10 protein-coding genes are annotated in these 15,453 nt (G+C 74.7%); 3 read left to right on the forward strand and 7 right to left on the reverse strand.

Translation table 11 applies throughout. The annotated features are described in order from the left end of the window. The first annotated feature begins 91 nt into the window (after positions 1-91). Positions 92-4,999 (forward strand): SCO7613 C-terminal domain-containing membrane protein, encoded by a 4,908-nt coding sequence (locus OC439_RS05310; RefSeq protein ID WP_262012483.1) that lies wholly within the window; start codon positions 92-94, stop codon positions 4,997-4,999. Positions 5,000-5,290: 291 nt separating this feature from the next. Here OC439_RS05310 and purE read toward each other — a convergent pair whose 3' ends face one another. From purE to mca, 7 genes are all read right to left on the reverse strand, one after another. Beyond that, on the reverse strand, positions 5,291-5,782 hold the full coding sequence (gene purE, locus OC439_RS05315) for a 5-(carboxyamino)imidazole ribonucleotide mutase (protein WP_262012484.1): 492 nt from the start codon (positions 5,780-5,782) through the stop codon (positions 5,291-5,293). After that, the gene (locus OC439_RS05320) at positions 5,782-6,939 is read right to left on the reverse strand and encodes a 5-(carboxyamino)imidazole ribonucleotide synthase (protein ID WP_262012485.1); all 1,158 of its coding nucleotides are present in this window, start codon (positions 6,937-6,939) and stop codon (positions 5,782-5,784) included. Before OC439_RS05320 ends, purE begins: the two co-directional genes overlap by 1 nt. 64 nt (positions 6,940-7,003) lie before the next feature. Next, positions 7,004-9,040 carry a thioredoxin domain-containing protein gene (locus OC439_RS05325; RefSeq protein ID WP_262012486.1) on the reverse strand — a complete coding sequence of 679 codons (2,037 nt, stop codon included), beginning with the start codon at positions 9,038-9,040 and terminating at the stop codon, positions 7,004-7,006. 85 nt (positions 9,041-9,125) lie between these two features. Further along, entirely contained in the window at positions 9,126-10,022 is an 897-nt protein-coding gene (locus OC439_RS05330) for a hypothetical protein (RefSeq protein ID WP_262012487.1), read from the reverse strand. A 111-nt stretch (positions 10,023-10,133) separates the two neighbouring features. Next, on the reverse strand, positions 10,134-12,629 hold the full coding sequence (locus OC439_RS05335) for a putative bifunctional diguanylate cyclase/phosphodiesterase (protein ID WP_262012746.1): 2,496 nt from the start codon (positions 12,627-12,629) through the stop codon (positions 10,134-10,136). 216 nt (positions 12,630-12,845) lie between these two features. Continuing rightward, the gene (locus OC439_RS05340) at positions 12,846-13,130 is read right to left on the reverse strand and encodes a hypothetical protein (protein ID WP_262012488.1); all 285 of its coding nucleotides are present in this window, start codon (positions 13,128-13,130) and stop codon (positions 12,846-12,848) included. A gap of 48 nt (positions 13,131-13,178) precedes the next feature. Then, the gene (mca, locus tag OC439_RS05345; RefSeq protein ID WP_260026532.1) at positions 13,179-14,060 is read right to left on the reverse strand and encodes a mycothiol conjugate amidase Mca; all 882 of its coding nucleotides are present in this window, start codon (positions 14,058-14,060) and stop codon (positions 13,179-13,181) included. 243 nt (positions 14,061-14,303) lie between these two features. Between mca and OC439_RS05350 the strand changes: the two genes are divergently transcribed. Continuing rightward, positions 14,304-14,738 (forward strand): DUF4307 domain-containing protein, encoded by a 435-nt coding sequence (locus OC439_RS05350; protein ID WP_262012489.1) that lies wholly within the window; start codon positions 14,304-14,306, stop codon positions 14,736-14,738. Between the two features lie 145 nt (positions 14,739-14,883). After that, positions 14,884-15,384 carry a transcription elongation factor GreA gene (greA, locus tag OC439_RS05355; RefSeq protein ID WP_018787521.1) on the forward strand — a complete coding sequence of 167 codons (501 nt, stop codon included), beginning with the start codon at positions 14,884-14,886 and terminating at the stop codon, positions 15,382-15,384. The last annotated feature ends 69 nt before the right edge of the window (positions 15,385-15,453 follow it).

Consider the following 15,453-nt stretch of genomic DNA (forward strand, 5'->3'; position numbering starts at 1 on the left):
GCGGCGGCAACTGTCGAAATCCCGGCCCACTCAAGGCATGCTGCCTCTGGGAGGTCCACAGTGCGGGGGCACGGGCGGACGGGAGACTGTCGTGGAGAGCTTCAGGTGCGCCTCGTGCGGGCAGGACATCAAGCCCGCCGTCGTCTGCCCGCACTGCGGCGCGCACCAGCCGCAGTGGGCCGAGCACCTGGCCGACATCGAGCGCTCGATCGCCGAGATGAAGGCCCGCGACGCCGAGATCGCCCGGGAACAGCGGCAGATCGCCGCCAAGATGCAGGCCGCCCTCTTCCAGCGGGACATCCTGGCGCACGCCGGTGAGGAACGGATCCGGCAGGCCACCCGACCGCGCCGGGTGCTGCGCCGCCGGCCCGGCCGCCGCCCGCCCACCGCGGCCACCGGCGCGCCGCCCCGGGTGCCCCGCCAGGGCACGCCGCCGCCCGGCCCGCCGGAGGATTTGCCCCCGTCGCCGCCACGCGGCCGCCCGCGCTGGCTCGACGCGGACGACCCGGAGCACCCGCCCGAGGCGTCCTCGCGCGAGGTGCAGAACATCCCGCTCGGACTGGGCGCGCTCCTGCTCGGCGTCGCCGCCGTGGTCTTCGCCGCGGTCGCCACCAGTTCGATGGACGCGCTGGCCCGCCTCGGCGTGCTGCTGGTGGCGACGGCGCTGATGCTGCTCGCCCCGCCGGTGCTGGCCCGCCGCGGGCTCACCTCCACCGCCGAGACCATCGCCGCGGTCGGGTTGCTGCTGGTGCCGCTGGCCGGGTACGCGCTGTGGGCCGTCGACCGGATCGGCGGCGAAGGATCAGGTGCCGCGTTCGCCGGGGCGATCTTCCTGGTCACCACGCTCGTCGCTCTCGGGTACGCGTACGGGACGGGTCTGCGCGCGCCACGCTTCGCCACGGTGCTGGCCGCCCAGCCGGTGCTGCCGCTGCTCGCGTACGAGCGGATCACCGGGCCGGTCGGCTGGGCGCTGGTGCTCACCGTGGTGGCGGTGCTCGACCTGGCGCTGGCCCGCTCGGCGGTGGTACGCGAGCGGCCGGTCCGGCGTGACCTGCCCGTCACCGAGCCGGTGCCTCCCGTCCCGCCCCGGCAGCGCGCCGACGAGGACCGGCCCGAGTCGGCGCCGGAGGAGTCCGCCGAGGTGCTGGGCGGCGAGACGCCACCGGGTCCGGCCGCCGCCGCCCGGCCGGTGCCCTGGCTGCCCGAGCTGACCTGGCTGCTGCACGGCGTGGCGGTCGCTGTCGCGCTGGCGTACGCGGTCACCGGCCTGCTGCGCGCCGCCACGGTGCCGCCGGCCGCCGCCGCGGGCGCGACGTTGCTGCTCGCGGCCCTGGTCGCGCTGGCCGGGACGCTCGTGCTGCGCCGGCCGCCGCTGCCGGACGTGGGCGCCGGCATCCTCACGCTGGCGGTCATCGGCGCGCTCGGCCGGGTCGCCTCGGTGGCCCTGCCCGGCCGGTCCCTGCTGCTCATCTCCGCCGTCATCGCGCTGACCGGGCTCGCCGTCCGGGCCGTACCGGAGACGGCCCGGCGTGGGCCGCAGATCGCCTCCGCGGTGGCGCTCACGGTCAGCGGCCTGGTGGTCGCCGGTGGCGCGCTGCGTGCCGGGCTGGCCCCGGTCCGGGCCGCGTTGCCGGCCTGGTCGGCGGATCTGAGCGGATGGCACGCCGAGCTGGCCCGGGCGGTCGGCCCGACCGGCTGGCAGCTCGCGGCCAGCGCGTTGCTGCTCACGATCGCCGCTGTGATCGCGCTGCCGGCCGAGATCCGGCGCGAGTTCGCGGTGGTCGGCGCGGCGCTCACCGCGCTCGCCGTACCCGCGTCGCTCGGTCTGGGCTGGGCGGCGGCCTGCTGGCCGATGCTGCTCACAGCGGTAGCGGTCGGCGTGCTCGGGCTGACCGCACGCACCGAACGGTCCGCTGTGGCGCACGCGGTGACGGCGGCCGGGCTGGGCCTGATCGGCGCGGGCGCTTCGCTCGCCCGCCCGGCGCTCACCGCCGCCGCGCTGACGGTGCTGTTCCTGGCCGGGGCGCTGGTGTCCCTCGCCCCGCGGGTCCGGCTCGCCGCCGCCGCGACGGAGACGGTCTGCTCCTGGGCCGCCGGTGGCGCGGCGTTCGCCCTGCCCGGTGCCGTCGCCGCGTTCGTGGCGGCCACGGTGCCGACGCCGCCGGTCGCCACACCGGCGAACCTGCGCGAGATCACCGTGCCGATCCTCGCGGCGAGCTTCCTCGCCGTCTGCGTCACGCTCGGCTATGCCGCCCTGGTGCAGGTGGCGCAGCGGCACCTGAGCATGCCGCACGCGCTCGGTACGGTGCTCGGCGCGGTGGCGGTCGCCGCCGCCGCGTTCGGTGCGCCGGGCGCGACCTCGGCCGACGCCTGGGTGGGCAGCCTGCTCCTGGTCGCCGCCGCGCTGCTGGCGCTCGCCCCGCGCATCGACGCCGGGCGCCGCGCGGACATGTCCCTCGACGGGTCCGACCTGGCGCTCGCCGCCACCACTGTGGCGCTCGTCGCCACGCTGGCCCGGATCGCCGCGGTGCTCGCCCCCGGCGGTCAGCTCGTGGTGGCCTCCGCGCTGGTGCTGCTGGTGGCGGTGGCCGCCCGCGCGCTACCCGAGGAGTGGCGGCGCGGCCCGATCCTCGGCATCGCCGCCGGTGGCACGCTGATCGGCCTGATCGCCGCCTGGAGCGCGTTGCGCGGCGGACTCGGCGTGCTGGCCACCCCCGGCCCGATCTGGGCCGGTGACCTGACCGGCTGGCCGGCCGCGCCGACCGGCGGATCGACCTGGCAGGCCCCGGTGGCGCTGGCGCTGCTGGGGGTGACCGCGGCGATCCTGCTGCCGCCGCCGTGGAAGTACGACGTCTCCGGCCTGGCCGCCGTGCTCGCCACGGTGGGCGCCCCGGCCGCGTTCGACCTGCCCTGGTGGTCCCCGGTACTGGTCGGCTGCATGGTGGCCACCGTCTACGGCATGTCGGCCGCCGCGTCGGCCGATCCCCGGGCCGCGCTGTCCCGGGCGACGGTGGCCGGGGTGGTGGCGCTGCACGCCGCCGGTGCCGGGCTGGTGCGGCCGTGGACCACCGCGCTGGCGCTGGGCAGCATCGCGCTGATCGGCGCCACGGTGGCCGCCGTGGCCCGGGCGGTCGCGCCGTCGCTCGTCGACGACGTCCGCACCGAGGGCATGCCGCGGCACCTGGTGCAGGTGGGCGGCGCGGGTGCCGGAGCCGCACTGCTCGCGCTGCCCGGCGCGGTGGCCGCGCTGGCAGTCGAGTACGGGCGTCCACCGCAGGTGGTGCTCACCGCCGCGCTCGCCGCCGCCAGCATCGGTCTGGCCGCGATCGCGGCGGTACGACGGCAGGTGCCGCAATATCTCCCGTACGCCAGCGTCGCGGTCGTCGGCGCGGCCACCGTGACCGCCGCCGCGGCGCTCGCGGTCGGCCTGCCGGCGGGCGTGTTCGCCGCCGCCGCCGCGCTGCTCGGTGTGCTCGCCGAGCTGATCCGGGCGGCCACCGTCCCGCCCGCCGGTTCGGGGCGGCCGGTACGCCGCTGGACCGTGCTGCTCAACGGGGCGCTACGGCGCGCCCCGGACGATCCCGAGCTGCGCTGGCGGGTCAGCCCGGCCGCCGGTGCGCTCGCCGCGGCGGCGCTGCCCACCGCGCTGGCCCTGGCCACCCTCGCGCCCTCGCTCGTGGTGGCGTTGTTCTCGCCGTTCGCGGTGCTGCGCCGGGTGTGGCAGGGTCCGCCGCCTGAGCTGCTGACCCCGCCGCCGGAGGCGGTGAACCCCACACACGTGCTCACCGCGCTGCTGCTGACAATGACCGCGGCGCTCGCCGCCACCGGCTTCAGCGGCGGCCGGCGGTCCCGGGCGGTGCCGGTGATCCTGCCCGGGGCGGCGATCACGCTGCTGATCACGCCGGTGGCGCTCGGCAAGGGCTGGCCGGTGACCGCGCTGGCCGCGCTGGCGGTGTTCACCATCTCGATGCTCGGGCTGGCGCTCACCCCGCCGCCGGCGATCGCCGAGCCGGGCCGGTCGATCCGGGTGGCCCGGGTGCTGGTCTTCGCGCTCGGGCTGGCCGCGGGTGGCGCCGGGCTGGCCGGCAGCCTCGCCACGAGCGACCTGACCGTGTTCACGCTCGGCGGGGCGGTCGGCGTGGGCGCCGTCGCCGCGTTGTTCGGCACCACCCAGCGGGCGCGCATCCTGGGCTGGTTGTTCGGCTCGGTGATGGCTCAGCTGTTCGTACTCACGATCGGGCTGAAGTCCGGGCTGGCGGCCGTCTGGTCCGCGTTCGGGGTGCTCGCTGTCGGCGCGGCGTTGCAGGTGTTCGCCGCCACGCTGCCCCGGCTGCGCCGTCCCGAGGCTTACCGGGAGGCGGCCACGGTCGAGTGGAGCGGCTACGGGGCGGCGCTCATCGCGCTGGCGCTGGCGTACGACTCGCCCCGGCACATCGCCGCGCTGCTGGCCGCCTGGGGTGCGGTCCTCGGGGTGGCGGCGAGCCGTCCGGGACGCCGCCCGATGGAACGCAACCTGCTGTTCTGGGCGGTGGTGGCCTGCGAGATCAGCGCCTGGTGGATCCTGATGCGGGTGGCCGACGTGGCGCTGCCGGAGGCGTACACGCTGCCGTTCGCCGCGCTCGCCCTGCTGGTCGGTGTCCTGCAACTGCGGCACCGGCCCGACCTGTCGAGCTGGGTGGCGTACGGGCCGGCGCTGGTCACCGCGTTCCTGCCCACGCTGGCGATCGTGATCGCGACCGAATCCAGCATGCTGCGCCAGGTGCTGCTGCTGCTCGGCGCCGTCGCGGTGCTGATCTTCGGCTCGACGAGCCGGCAGCAGGCGCCGGTGATCGTCGGGGCGACGGTGACCGCCATCGCGGCCGTGCACGCGCTGTTCAGCCTCGGCCCGTGGCTGGTGCTGATCCCGGTCGGCATCGTGCTGCTGGTGCTGGGCGCGAGCAACGAGCGCCGTCGCCGTGCCCAGGAACGCCTCCAGACCGCCCTGCGCGGCATGCGGTGAGCCGGTCCCGGTCGGCCTGACCCGTCGTGGAGCAGGTCACGCTCCGTGTCGACGGGCTGCGGCGGGGGTGATGCCCCTCTGCCGCCTTTGCTCTGCACCCACGGAGGCGACAGTCACCAACCGTGACGACGGCTGCGGCCGAGCCGCTCGGGACGCGAGGCCGGAGCGCAGGTCAGGGCCGCGCTGCGCCGATGGCTGCAGAGCAAAGTCGGCGGAGGGCGCAGACACCCGTCGCCCCGGCCGGTCACGCTGAGCGACCAGACGCCTGGGAAACAGAGAGTGACGAGACGGTCAGATCAGGGAGGCGCGCAGTGCGGCGTCCTTCTCCGCGACCAGGTCCTCCAGGCTCGCCTGGTAGGCGGCCATCCTGTCGCGCAGCACGGGGTCGGAGGCGCCCAGGATGCGTACCGCGAGCAGGCCGGCGTTGCGGGCGTTGCCGATCGACACGGTGGCGACCGGCACGCCGGCCGGCATCTGCACGATGGACAGCAGCGAGTCCATGCCGTCCAGGTACTTCAACGGCACCGGGACGCCGATCACCGGCAGCGGGGTGACCGAGGCGACCATGCCGGGCAGGTGAGCCGCCCCGCCCGCGCCCGCGATGATCACCTGGACGCCACGGCCGGCGGCGGACCGGCCGTACTCGATCATCTTGACCGGGGTGCGGTGCGCCGAGACCACGCCCACCTCGTACGGCACGCCGAACTCGTCGAGCGCCTCGGCGGCGGCCTTCATGACCGGCCAGTCCGAGTCGCTGCCCATGATCAGCCCGACGGTGCTCATCAGTGCCCCTCCTGGAGCCAGCGGGCGGCACGCGCGGCCCGGGCCCGTACGTCGTCCAGGTCGTTGCCGAGCACCGTGACGTGCCCGATCTTGCGGCCCGGGCGGACCTGCTTGCCGTACAGGTGGACCTTGGCCCCGGGCTCGGCGGCGAACAGGTGGTGCAGCCGCTCGTCGATGGAGATGCCGCCCGGCTCGCCGCCGAGCACGTTCGCCATCACCACTACCGGCGCGGTCAGCGAGGTGTCCCCCATCGGGTAGTCGAGCACCGCCCGCAGGTGCTGCTCGAACTGCGATGTCCGGGCCCCCTCGATGGTCCAGTGCCCGGAGTTGTGCGGCCGCATCGCCAGCTCGTTGACGACCAGCCCGGACGGCGTGTCGAACAGCTCCACCGCGAGCAGGCCGACCACGCCGAGCGCGGTCGCCAGGTCGATGGCGAGCTGCTGCGCGGCCACGGCCTGCTCCTCCGGCAGGTCGGGCGCGGGCGCCAGCACCTCGACGCAGATGCCGTCGCGCTGCACCGTCTCCACCACCGGGTACGCGGCGACCTGCCCGAACGGCGACCGGGCCACCTGCACGGCCAGTTCCCGGCGCAGCGCCACCCGCTCCTCGACCAGCAGCGGGGTGCCACCGGCGAGCAGCGTGGCGGCCAGCTCACCGGCCTGACCGGCGTCGTCGACCATCCAGACGCCGCGCCCGTCGTAGCCGCCCCGGGCGGCCTTGAGCACCACCGGCCAGCCGGTCTCCTCGCCGAAGGCGATCAGGTCGGCCGGGGACTCCACCGGACGCCAGGCCGGGTTCGGCGCGCCCAGCTCACCGAGCCGTTCCCGCATCACCCGCTTGTCCTGCGCGTGCACGAGCGCCTCAGCCGGCGGGAACAGCTTCACGCCCTCGTCGGTCAGGGTGCGGATGTGCTCGTTGGGGACGTGCTCGTGGTCGAAGGTGACCACGTCGCAGCCCTTGGCGAACGTCCGCAGCGCGGCCAGGTCGGTGTGGTCGCCGTACTGGACGTCGGCGGCGACCAGCGCCGCGCCGTCGTCCGGGGCGAGCGCCAGCACGCGCAGCGACTGGCCGAGAGCGATGGCGGCCTGGTGGGTCATCCGGGCCAGCTGGCCGCCACCCACCATGCCCACGACGGGGAGACCGGTACGGGAGTCCATAGCGCCGCCAGCCTATAAGGGCCGGTGCCGGGCCGGACCGTGAGGGCGGCCCGGCCCGTTCCGCTCAGCCGAGCTGCGCGATCAGCTCCTCGACGCCGGTCACCGGCCGCTGGCAGACGAAGCCCCGGCAGACGTACGCGGCGGGCTTCCCGTCGACGTACGGCCGCCCGGCCAGCAGCGGCACGCCGGGTTGGTCCGGGGCGCCGGCCACCACCACCGCGCCGGGCGGGGCGTGGCGCCGCGCGGCGGCCACCAGCGGGTCACCCTCCGGGTCGCCGGTCGCCACCGCGATCTCGTACGGCCCGGACAGCAGCGCCTCGCCGACGGTTGCCGCGTACCCGGTGAACCGGGCGTGCCGGTCGACGATCGGCGCGACAGTCGACAGCGTCTTCTCGGCCGCCTCCCGGTAGCGGGTCTCGCCGGTCAGCGCCGCGTACGCCACGAGCGCCGCGACGATCGCCGACCGGCCCGACGGGGTCGCGTTGTCGGTCGGGTCGGCGGGCCGGGTGACCAGGCGCTCGGCGTCGTCGGCGGTGTCGTAGAAGGCGCCGTCCGGGCCGGCGAACCGGGCCAGCGCCACGTCGAGCAGCTCACCGGCCAGCGTCAGCCAGCGCCCCTCGCCGGTGAGCTGGTGCATGGCGCAGAACGCCTCGGCGACGCAGCCGTAGTCCTCCAGCACTCCGGCCGGCTGGCCAACGGCCTTGTCCCGGGAGACCCGGCGCAGCCGGCCGTCCACGAGATGCACGGTGGCCAGGTGCTCGGCGGCGTCCCGCATCGCGCCGTCGGAGACGATCAGCACGCCGTCCATCAGGTTCGCGTCCTCGTCGTCGGGCGACACGAGCAGCGCGGCGACCTGCTGGAACTCCGCGATGGCAGTGATCGCGAGCCCGTTCCAGGCGGCCACCACCTTGTCGTCGCGGGCCGGCTGGGGGCGGGTGTCGCGGGCGGCCAGCAGCCGGCCCACCACGTCCTGCCAGCGGGCCCGCACCCCGGGGTCGGCGTCGTCGACGTCCCGGGCCAGCCGCAGCACGCTGGTGCCGTGCTCGAACGTGCCGTCGGCGGTGACCGCGAACAGGTCCGCGGCGAACCGGCCGTCGTCGGCCCCCAGCACCTCGACGAGCTGGTCGGGTGTCCAGACGTAGGTGAGCCCCTCGGCGCCCTCGGTGTCCGCGTCGAGCGCGGAGGCGAAGCCCTCGCCGGCGCGGTGCAGCTCGTCGGCGAGGAACCGGGCGGTGTCCCGGGCCACCCGGCGGGCCAGCCGGTCGCCGGTGAGCCGCCAGAGCTGGGTGTAGACCCGCAGCAGCAGCGCGTTGTCGTAGAGCATCTTCTCGAAGTGCGGCACGGTCCAGTGGCCGTCCACCGAGTAGCGGGCGAAGCCACCGGCGAGTTGGTCGTTGAGACCGCCGCGGGCCATCGCCTCGCAGGTGTGCCGGACGATCTCCAGGCTGCGCGCCGAGCCGGTGCGCTGGTGGTGCCGGAGCAGGAACAGCAGGTTCATGTGCGGCGGGAACTTCGGCGCGCCGCCGAAACCGCCGTTCGTCTCGTCGTACTCCCGGGCGAGCTGGCTCGCGGCGGCGTCGAGCAGGTCGGCGGTGAGCGGGGCCGTCACGCCACCGACTGCCTGCGCGCCGCCGATCGCCTCGACCACGGCGGCGCCCTGCCGCAGCACGGCCTCACGCTGGTCGCGCCAGGCGGTGGCGACCGAGCCGAGCAGACGGATGAAGTTGGCGCGGGGGAAGTACGTGCCGCAGAAGAACGGGGTGCCGTCCGGCGTGGCGAAGACGGTCATCGGCCAGCCGCCCTGCCCGGTCATCGCCTGGGTGGCGGTCATGTAGACCGCGTCGACGTCGGGACGCTCCTCGCGGTCGACCTTGACGCAGACGAAGTCGTCGTTCATCAGCCGGGCCACTGCCTCGTTCTCGAACGACTCGTGGGCCATCACGTGGCACCAGTGGCAGGCCGCGTAGCCGACCGAGATCAGCACCGGCACGTCGCGCCGTTTCGCCTCGGCGAAAGCCTCGTCGCACCAGGGCCACCAGTCGACCGGGTTGTCGGCGTGCTGGAGCAGGTAGGGCGACGTGGCCTCGGCGAGTCGGTTCACCACCCGACCTTAGCGAGCGCGCGGAGCCGGTGCGGCGCGAGTGCGGCGGCCGGGCCGGGGTCGTGGTCCCGGCCCGGCCGCCGTCTCACCGGGTCAGGGTGAGCGTCGAGGTGTCCCGCACGGTGAACTCGTTCCAGTACTCGAAGTCGCGGACCAGGATCTCGCTGACCGCCTGGGCGGTGCCGCGCTGGAACTTGACGTCGGCCGGGTAGGTGGTGGCCGACCAGGGCACCACCTGGCCCGGGACGCACGGGATGTGGGGTGAGAAGTAGCCGCGCACCATGCCCGCCTTCTTCTGCTCCTGGACCAGCTCGCCCGCGATGGAGAAGGAGTCCGCCCGGGTGCAGGTGATCGAGCCGCGGACGGTGGCGACGCCCTTGTTGTCCACCGTCGCCACCGGGTCGACGGTCAGTGTGACGTCGAGTGCCGGCAGCGGTGGCGGGTTCCCGATGTGGATCTCGCCGCGCAGGCCGCCGGCCGCGCCCTCACACCGGATCTCGAAGGTGGCGTCGAAGCGCTCGACGTAGTCGAACGGGCCCCAGTCCGCGTGCAGGACCGTGAACGAACCGGTGCTCTGCGCGCAGGAGCGCCCCCAACCGCCGTTGTAGAGCTGCAGGCTGGCCGCGTCGCTGCCGTAGACCGGCTGGCTGACGTTCTGGTAGGTGTCACCCGCCTTCAGCGTCTGACCGGCCGGGGCGCTGATCTCCAGGCGCCAGGTGTTGTCGGTCTCGCTCCACAAGTCCATCCCGAACCGCCGCTGCTCGCCGCCCCACGCGTTCATCTCGTCGCCGGGCGTCGGCGCGGCGGAGCTGTAGGAGTAGGAGTTGCCGGCGGTGATCGGATCACCCGGCTCGCCGATGACGGCGAACGACCAGGACTCCGCCGGCCGGGCCTGCGCCGGCGCGGACATGACCAGGCCGGCAGCGCCGGTGGTCAGCGCCATGGTCGAGGCGAGCAGGACCCGTCTCCAGGAACGTCTCATCGTCGTCCTCCCCGTGTGGACGTCAGCGGGGACGCCTGCCGCGCCCGCCGTGCCAGCAGCGTAGGACCGACCGGGCGTCCTCCGCTGCCCCGTCCACGTCGGACGGACGGGTCAGGAGGCGCCGTCCGCGCGCAGCGGGAACACGTTGCCGCGGGCGGCGTCGCGCAGCGACCCCAGCACCGCAGTGATCTTGTCGGCCGGCATCGGCTTGAAGAAGTGGTAGCCCTGGGCGGCGGTGCAGCCCAGCTCGGCGAGCGCGGTGCGCTGCTCGGCGGTCTCCACGCCCTCGGCCACCACCCGCAGCCCCAGCTCGTGGGCCAGCCCGACGGTAGTCCGGACGATCGCCGCCGCCTCCGGTGAGTCGGCCATCCGGAGTACGAACGAGCGGTCCACCTTCAACTCGTCGACGGCGATCCGGGTGAGGAACGTCAGCGACGAGAACCCGGTGCCGAAGTCGTCCACGGCGAGCTGCACGCCCATGCCGCGGAGCGTGGCCAGCACCTCGTCGATGACCTCCAGCTCGCTCATCACCACCGTCTCGGTGATCTCCAGGACCAGCCGGTGCGGCGGCACCTGGTGGCGGCGCAGCGCCTCGTCGATCTCGGCGGGCAGCCGCGGGTCGAGCAGGCTGCGCGCGGACAGGTTCACCGAGATCGGGACGTCCAGCCCGTCCCGTGCCCAGCCGGAGGCGACCGCCAGCGCCTTGTCCAGCACGTACCGGGTGAAGGTGCCGAGCTGCTCGCTGTTCTCCACCGGGCGGATGAAGTCGGCCGGGCCGAGCCAGCCCCGGCGCGGATGCCGCCACCGGATCAGCGCCTCCACCCCGGTCGGCGCGCCGGTCGCCAGGTCCACCGCCGGCTGCAACGCCAGCACCAGCTGGTCGTCGGCGGCCAGCGCCTCCCGCATCTCCGCGAGCAGCGCCAGGTGGTCGGTGCTCGCCGCGTCGCGGGAGCTGTCGTACGCGGCGACGCTGCCGCCGCCCTCCTTCGCCTGGTACATGGCGATGTCGGCGCGCCGCAGCAGCTCGGTCAGGTCGGCCGCGCCCGCGTCGGCCACCACGACGCCCACCGCCACCTCGATGGACATCCGCACCCCGGCCACCTCGGTCGGCGCGGCGAGGCGCTCGGCGACCTCCCGGGCCTGGCGCAGCGCGTACGCCAGCGGGGCGGTCCGCTCCTCGACCAGCGGCACCGAGGTCAGCAGCAGTGCGAACTCGTCGCCGCCGAGGCGCCCGAGCAGGTCACCCGGCCGGGTCAGCGCGGCGAGCCGGTTGGAGGTGAGCCGCAGCAGCTGGTCGCCCGCCGAGTGCCCGAGCGTGTCGTTGACCTCCTTGAACTGGTTCACGTCGAGCAGCAGCAGGGCCACCGGGTGGTCGTGGGCGCGCTGCCGCAGCGCCTGGTCCCCCTTGGCGAGCAGCGCCGCCCGGTTGAGCAGCCCGGTGAGCTGGTCGTGCACCGCGTCGTACGACGAGCGGGCGGTGACCAGCCGCAGCTCCCGGTGCGTGGCGGCGTCGTGCAGGGCGGCGGCCAGCGCGTCCCCGAAGGCCGCCACGCCGTCGCGTTCCCGGGCGCTCGGCGGGGCGGACCGCGCGAAGCGCACCCGCAGGCGGCCGACGTCGGCGGATCCCACCGCGAGGCGGCGCACCAGTTCGTGCTCCCCCGCCTCGGCGCCGGCCGACGGCTCCACCTCACGGTCGCGTACCTGCCCGCCGCGGTCGGCCCGGTAGCGGCGCCAGCGGCCCTCGCCCCGGGCCACGTCGACCTCGACCAGTTCCGCGCCGAACAGGGTGAGCGCGCCGGTCACCGCCGCGGTCGCCACGCCGCGCTCGTCGAGCTGGTTCAGTGCGGCGGTGGCCTCGGCGAACGCCCGCCACGTACGCCGCTCCTGGTCGGCGCGGAGCCGGTGGCGGTACGTCTGCTGGAGCAGCCAGAGCGGCGGCGGCAGGAGCAGCAGCCAGCGCGCGTCGAGTTCGAGCAGCGCGACGACCACCAGGCCGACCGCCACGTTGCCGACGAACATGAGCAGCTTGCCGCGCAACGCGGCGAGCAGCGGCGGCCCGATCGCGATGCCGTGCCGCAGGGCGAGCGTGACAGCGCCCAGGAAGGCGGTGGTGAGCAGGTACGTCACCGCGGCGGCGGTGAGCGTGAGCGCCAGCTCCGGCGTGGGCGCGGCGAGCAGCGGCGGGCCGAGCGCGGTGGCCACCGCCGCGGCGAGCGCGGTGGCGGCGGTGAGCGAACCGGCGATCCCCACCAGTTCCAGCGCGGGACGACGGTCGGAGACCAGCGACATCACGGTCCAGGCGGTGCCCACGCCCAGCAGGGCGGCGGCCGGGAGCCAGCCCGCAGGCACCAGCCAGAGGCAGACCACGAGCGCGGCCTCGCCCCAGGTGATGCTCACCATGCCCGATGCGCTGCGGAAGCGCAGCCGGGCGAGCTGGGCCACCGCGAACGCGACAACGGCGATGCCGAACCGCGCCGCACCGGGCAGCGAGTCGTCGGCCGGCAGGTGCGACGGGACGGTGAGGCCCAGCACGGCGGCGAGCAGACCGGTCAGCGCGACCGCGACGGTGAGCAGGACGACGCCCACCGGTGTCCCGCGCAGGCCGATCCGGTCGGGGGAACGGTCGGCCGGCTCGGTGGTCACGGGGCCGCCCCGTCGACGCGTCGGGCCGGGGCATGGTCGGGGGCCGGTGCTGCCATCGACATCGGCGTCCCCCTTCCGCGCAGGGTCCGGGGCCTGACGGCCCCCCCGGCGGAAGGCTAAGCCAAAGCCGGTGGTCGCAACAGGGGGCGACGACCGGCTTCGACGTGATTCACGCGGTGTTCAGCTGTTGCGACCCTGCTGGGAGCCGTTGTGGGCGTTCGTCGGTGAATCCTGCTCGACGAGCCCGTCTGTCGGATCGGCGACTGCGGAATCGGCCCGGCCCGGGGTGCCCTGCTGGGGGAAGCGGTCGGGCAGCCGGCGCAGCCGGGCGTTCATGTTGCGGATCAGCAGGACGGTGACGGTGGCCAGCGCGACGATGAGGAACAGGCCCATCGGACCGGCCAGACCACCCGTGCGGGTGTCACCGAAGTTGTTCTGCGCGAGCACCTCGACGGTGGTCAGCATGGTGTTCCTCCGATGTGCGACTGAGCACCAGGGTAGACCCCGGCCGGGTCAGTGGGCACGGCACGCCTCTCGTACGCCGGCGAACAGGTCGGACTCGGGCAGCGGGCTGTCGACCAGCGAGCGGGCGAGTTGGAAGTCCTCCGTCGGCCAGGCGCGCTTCTGCAGCTCCATCGGGACCTGGAACCAGAAGCCGTCCGGGTCGATCTGGGTGGCGTGCGCGCGCAGCGCGTCGTCGCGGACCGGGAAGTAGTCGGCGCACTCGACCCGGGTGGTGATCCGGGCGCCCTTGTCGGGGCGCTCGTCCCAGCGCTTCATCCAGTCGCCGTACGGCGACTCGAGCCCGGCGGCGAGCACCGCCTCGTGCAGGCTCATGATCTTGGCGCGGGAGAAGCCCACGTCGTAGTAGAGCTTCAGCGGCTGCCACGGCTCGCCCAGCTCGGGGTGGCGGTCCGGGTCACCGGCCGCGTCGAACGCCGCCACGGTGACCTTGTGGGTCATGATGTGGTCGGGGTGCGGGTAGCCGCCCTCCTCGTCGTACGTGGTGACGACGTGCGGGCGGAACTGCCGCATCAGGCGCACCAGCGGCGCGGCGGCGACGTCCACGTCCTGGAGGGCGAAGCAGCCCTCCGGCAGCGGCGGCAGCGGGTCGCCCTCGGGCAGCCCGGAGTCGACGAAGCCGAGCCACGCCTGCTCGACGCCGAGGATGGCCCGGGCGGCGTCCATCTCGGCCCGCCGGATGTCACCGATGTTCGCCCAGACGTCGGGGCGGTCCATCTTGGGGTTGAGCACACTGCCCCGCTCGCCACCGGTGGCGGTGACGACCAGGACGTCCACCCCCTCGGCGACGTATTTCGCCATGGTGGCGGCGCCCTTGCTCGACTCGTCGTCGGGATGGGCGTGCACCGCCATGAGACGCAGCTGTTCTGCCACCTTCGGCGCTCCTCGTCTGTGCCCGCCGACCGACCCCCGGGCCGACCGGCTGACCTGCCGGAATCTCCCCCCGCGCCCGCGAAAGCCCCCGTGACGGCCGGTCGGGGGCCGCCACCGGAGTGGCCAGGGCCACGCCCGCCGGTCCAGGCCGACCTGCCATCCTTGACTCAGCGCCGGGCTGGGAAGATGGACCTAGCCATTCTTGCCGATGCCGCCGACAACAACGCCAGGAGATACCCGCCGGTGAGCGAGACGCACGCCACAGTCGCCGCGAAGGCACCGGTCTTCCCGCCGGGCCGCTACGGCCGCCGCCGGGAGCCGGGGCGCCGCCGGCCGGTCCTGCTCGCCCTGACGGTGACGGTCATGCTCGCCGTCCTCGGGCTGGGCGCGGCGAAGCTCTACTACCAGTACGGCGACCCGGAGTACCAGGGCGAGATGATCAGCTACTCCGACATCACCGACTCCCGGGTGGTCGTCGACTTCCGGGTCACCGTGCCGCCGGGCGGCTCCGCCACCTGTCTGCTGCGGGCCCGCTCCCACGACGGGGCCCAGGTGGGCAGCGCCGAGGCCACCGTGACCGCGGAGCCCGGCCAGCGCCACATCCGGACCCGGCAGGAGGTGCCCACGAGCGCCCGGCCGTTCATCGGCGAGGTCCTGCGCTGCCGGCCCGCCGGCTGAGCCGGGCCGCCGGCGAGTCGCCGGCCACCGCACCCCGGTCCCGCCGCCGGCACCCGGGGTGATTGATCACACCTCGACGCGACCCGCACTGGTAGCCTTGCAAGTTCACCTGTCAGCCAGTCCGCACCAATCGAGGAGACCGCCTGTGTCCACAAATGGAAACGAGGCGCCCGCCACCTGGCTGTCCCAGGACGCCTACGACCGTCTGCAGGCCGAGCTCGACGAGCTGATCGCCAACCGGCCGGTCATCGCCGCCGAGATCAACGCCCGGCGCGAGGAGGGCGACCTGCGGGAGAACGGCGGCTACCACGCCGCCCGCGAGGAGCAGGGCAAGGCCGAGGGCCGCATTCTCTACCTCAAGGAGCTGCTGCGCACCGCCAAGGTCGGCGAGGCGCCGGACGCCGACGCGGTGTCGCCGGGCATGGTCGTGAAGATCTACTTCGACGACGACGCCGACGACAGCGAGACCTTCCTGCTCGGCTCCCGGGAGATCGCCTCCACCACCGACCTCACGGTCTACAGCCCCGAGTCCGCGCTCGGCAAGGCCATCCTCGGCGGCAAGGCGGGGCAGACCTGCACCTACACGGCGCCCAGCGGCGCCGATATCAAGGTGACCATCGTCTCCTTCGAGCCGTACAGCGGCTGACCCCTCCGGACCCGCGCCGGATGGCTCGGGTCCCGAACCCGACCGAGGCTGACAGGCCCTCCTCGGACC

It is taken from the genome of Micromonospora sp. Mcm103 (genome assembly GCF_024519755.1).
Lineage (GTDB): Bacteria > Actinomycetota > Actinomycetes > Mycobacteriales > Micromonosporaceae > Micromonospora > Micromonospora aurantiaca.

Excerpts from the sequence above, each read along its gene's own strand:
- purE (WP_262012484.1), bottom strand. The coding sequence starts at position 5,782 with ATGAGCACCGTCGGGCTGATCATGGGCAGCGACTCGGACTGGCCGGTC.
- OC439_RS05320 (WP_262012485.1), bottom strand. The coding sequence starts at position 6,939 with ATGGACTCCCGTACCGGTCTCCCCGTCGTGGGCATGGTGGGTGGCGGC.
- OC439_RS05330 (WP_262012487.1), bottom strand. The coding sequence starts at position 10,022 with ATGAGACGTTCCTGGAGACGGGTCCTGCTCGCCTCGACCATGGCGCTG.
- OC439_RS05340 (WP_262012488.1), bottom strand. The coding sequence starts at position 13,130 with ATGCTGACCACCGTCGAGGTGCTCGCGCAGAACAACTTCGGTGACACC.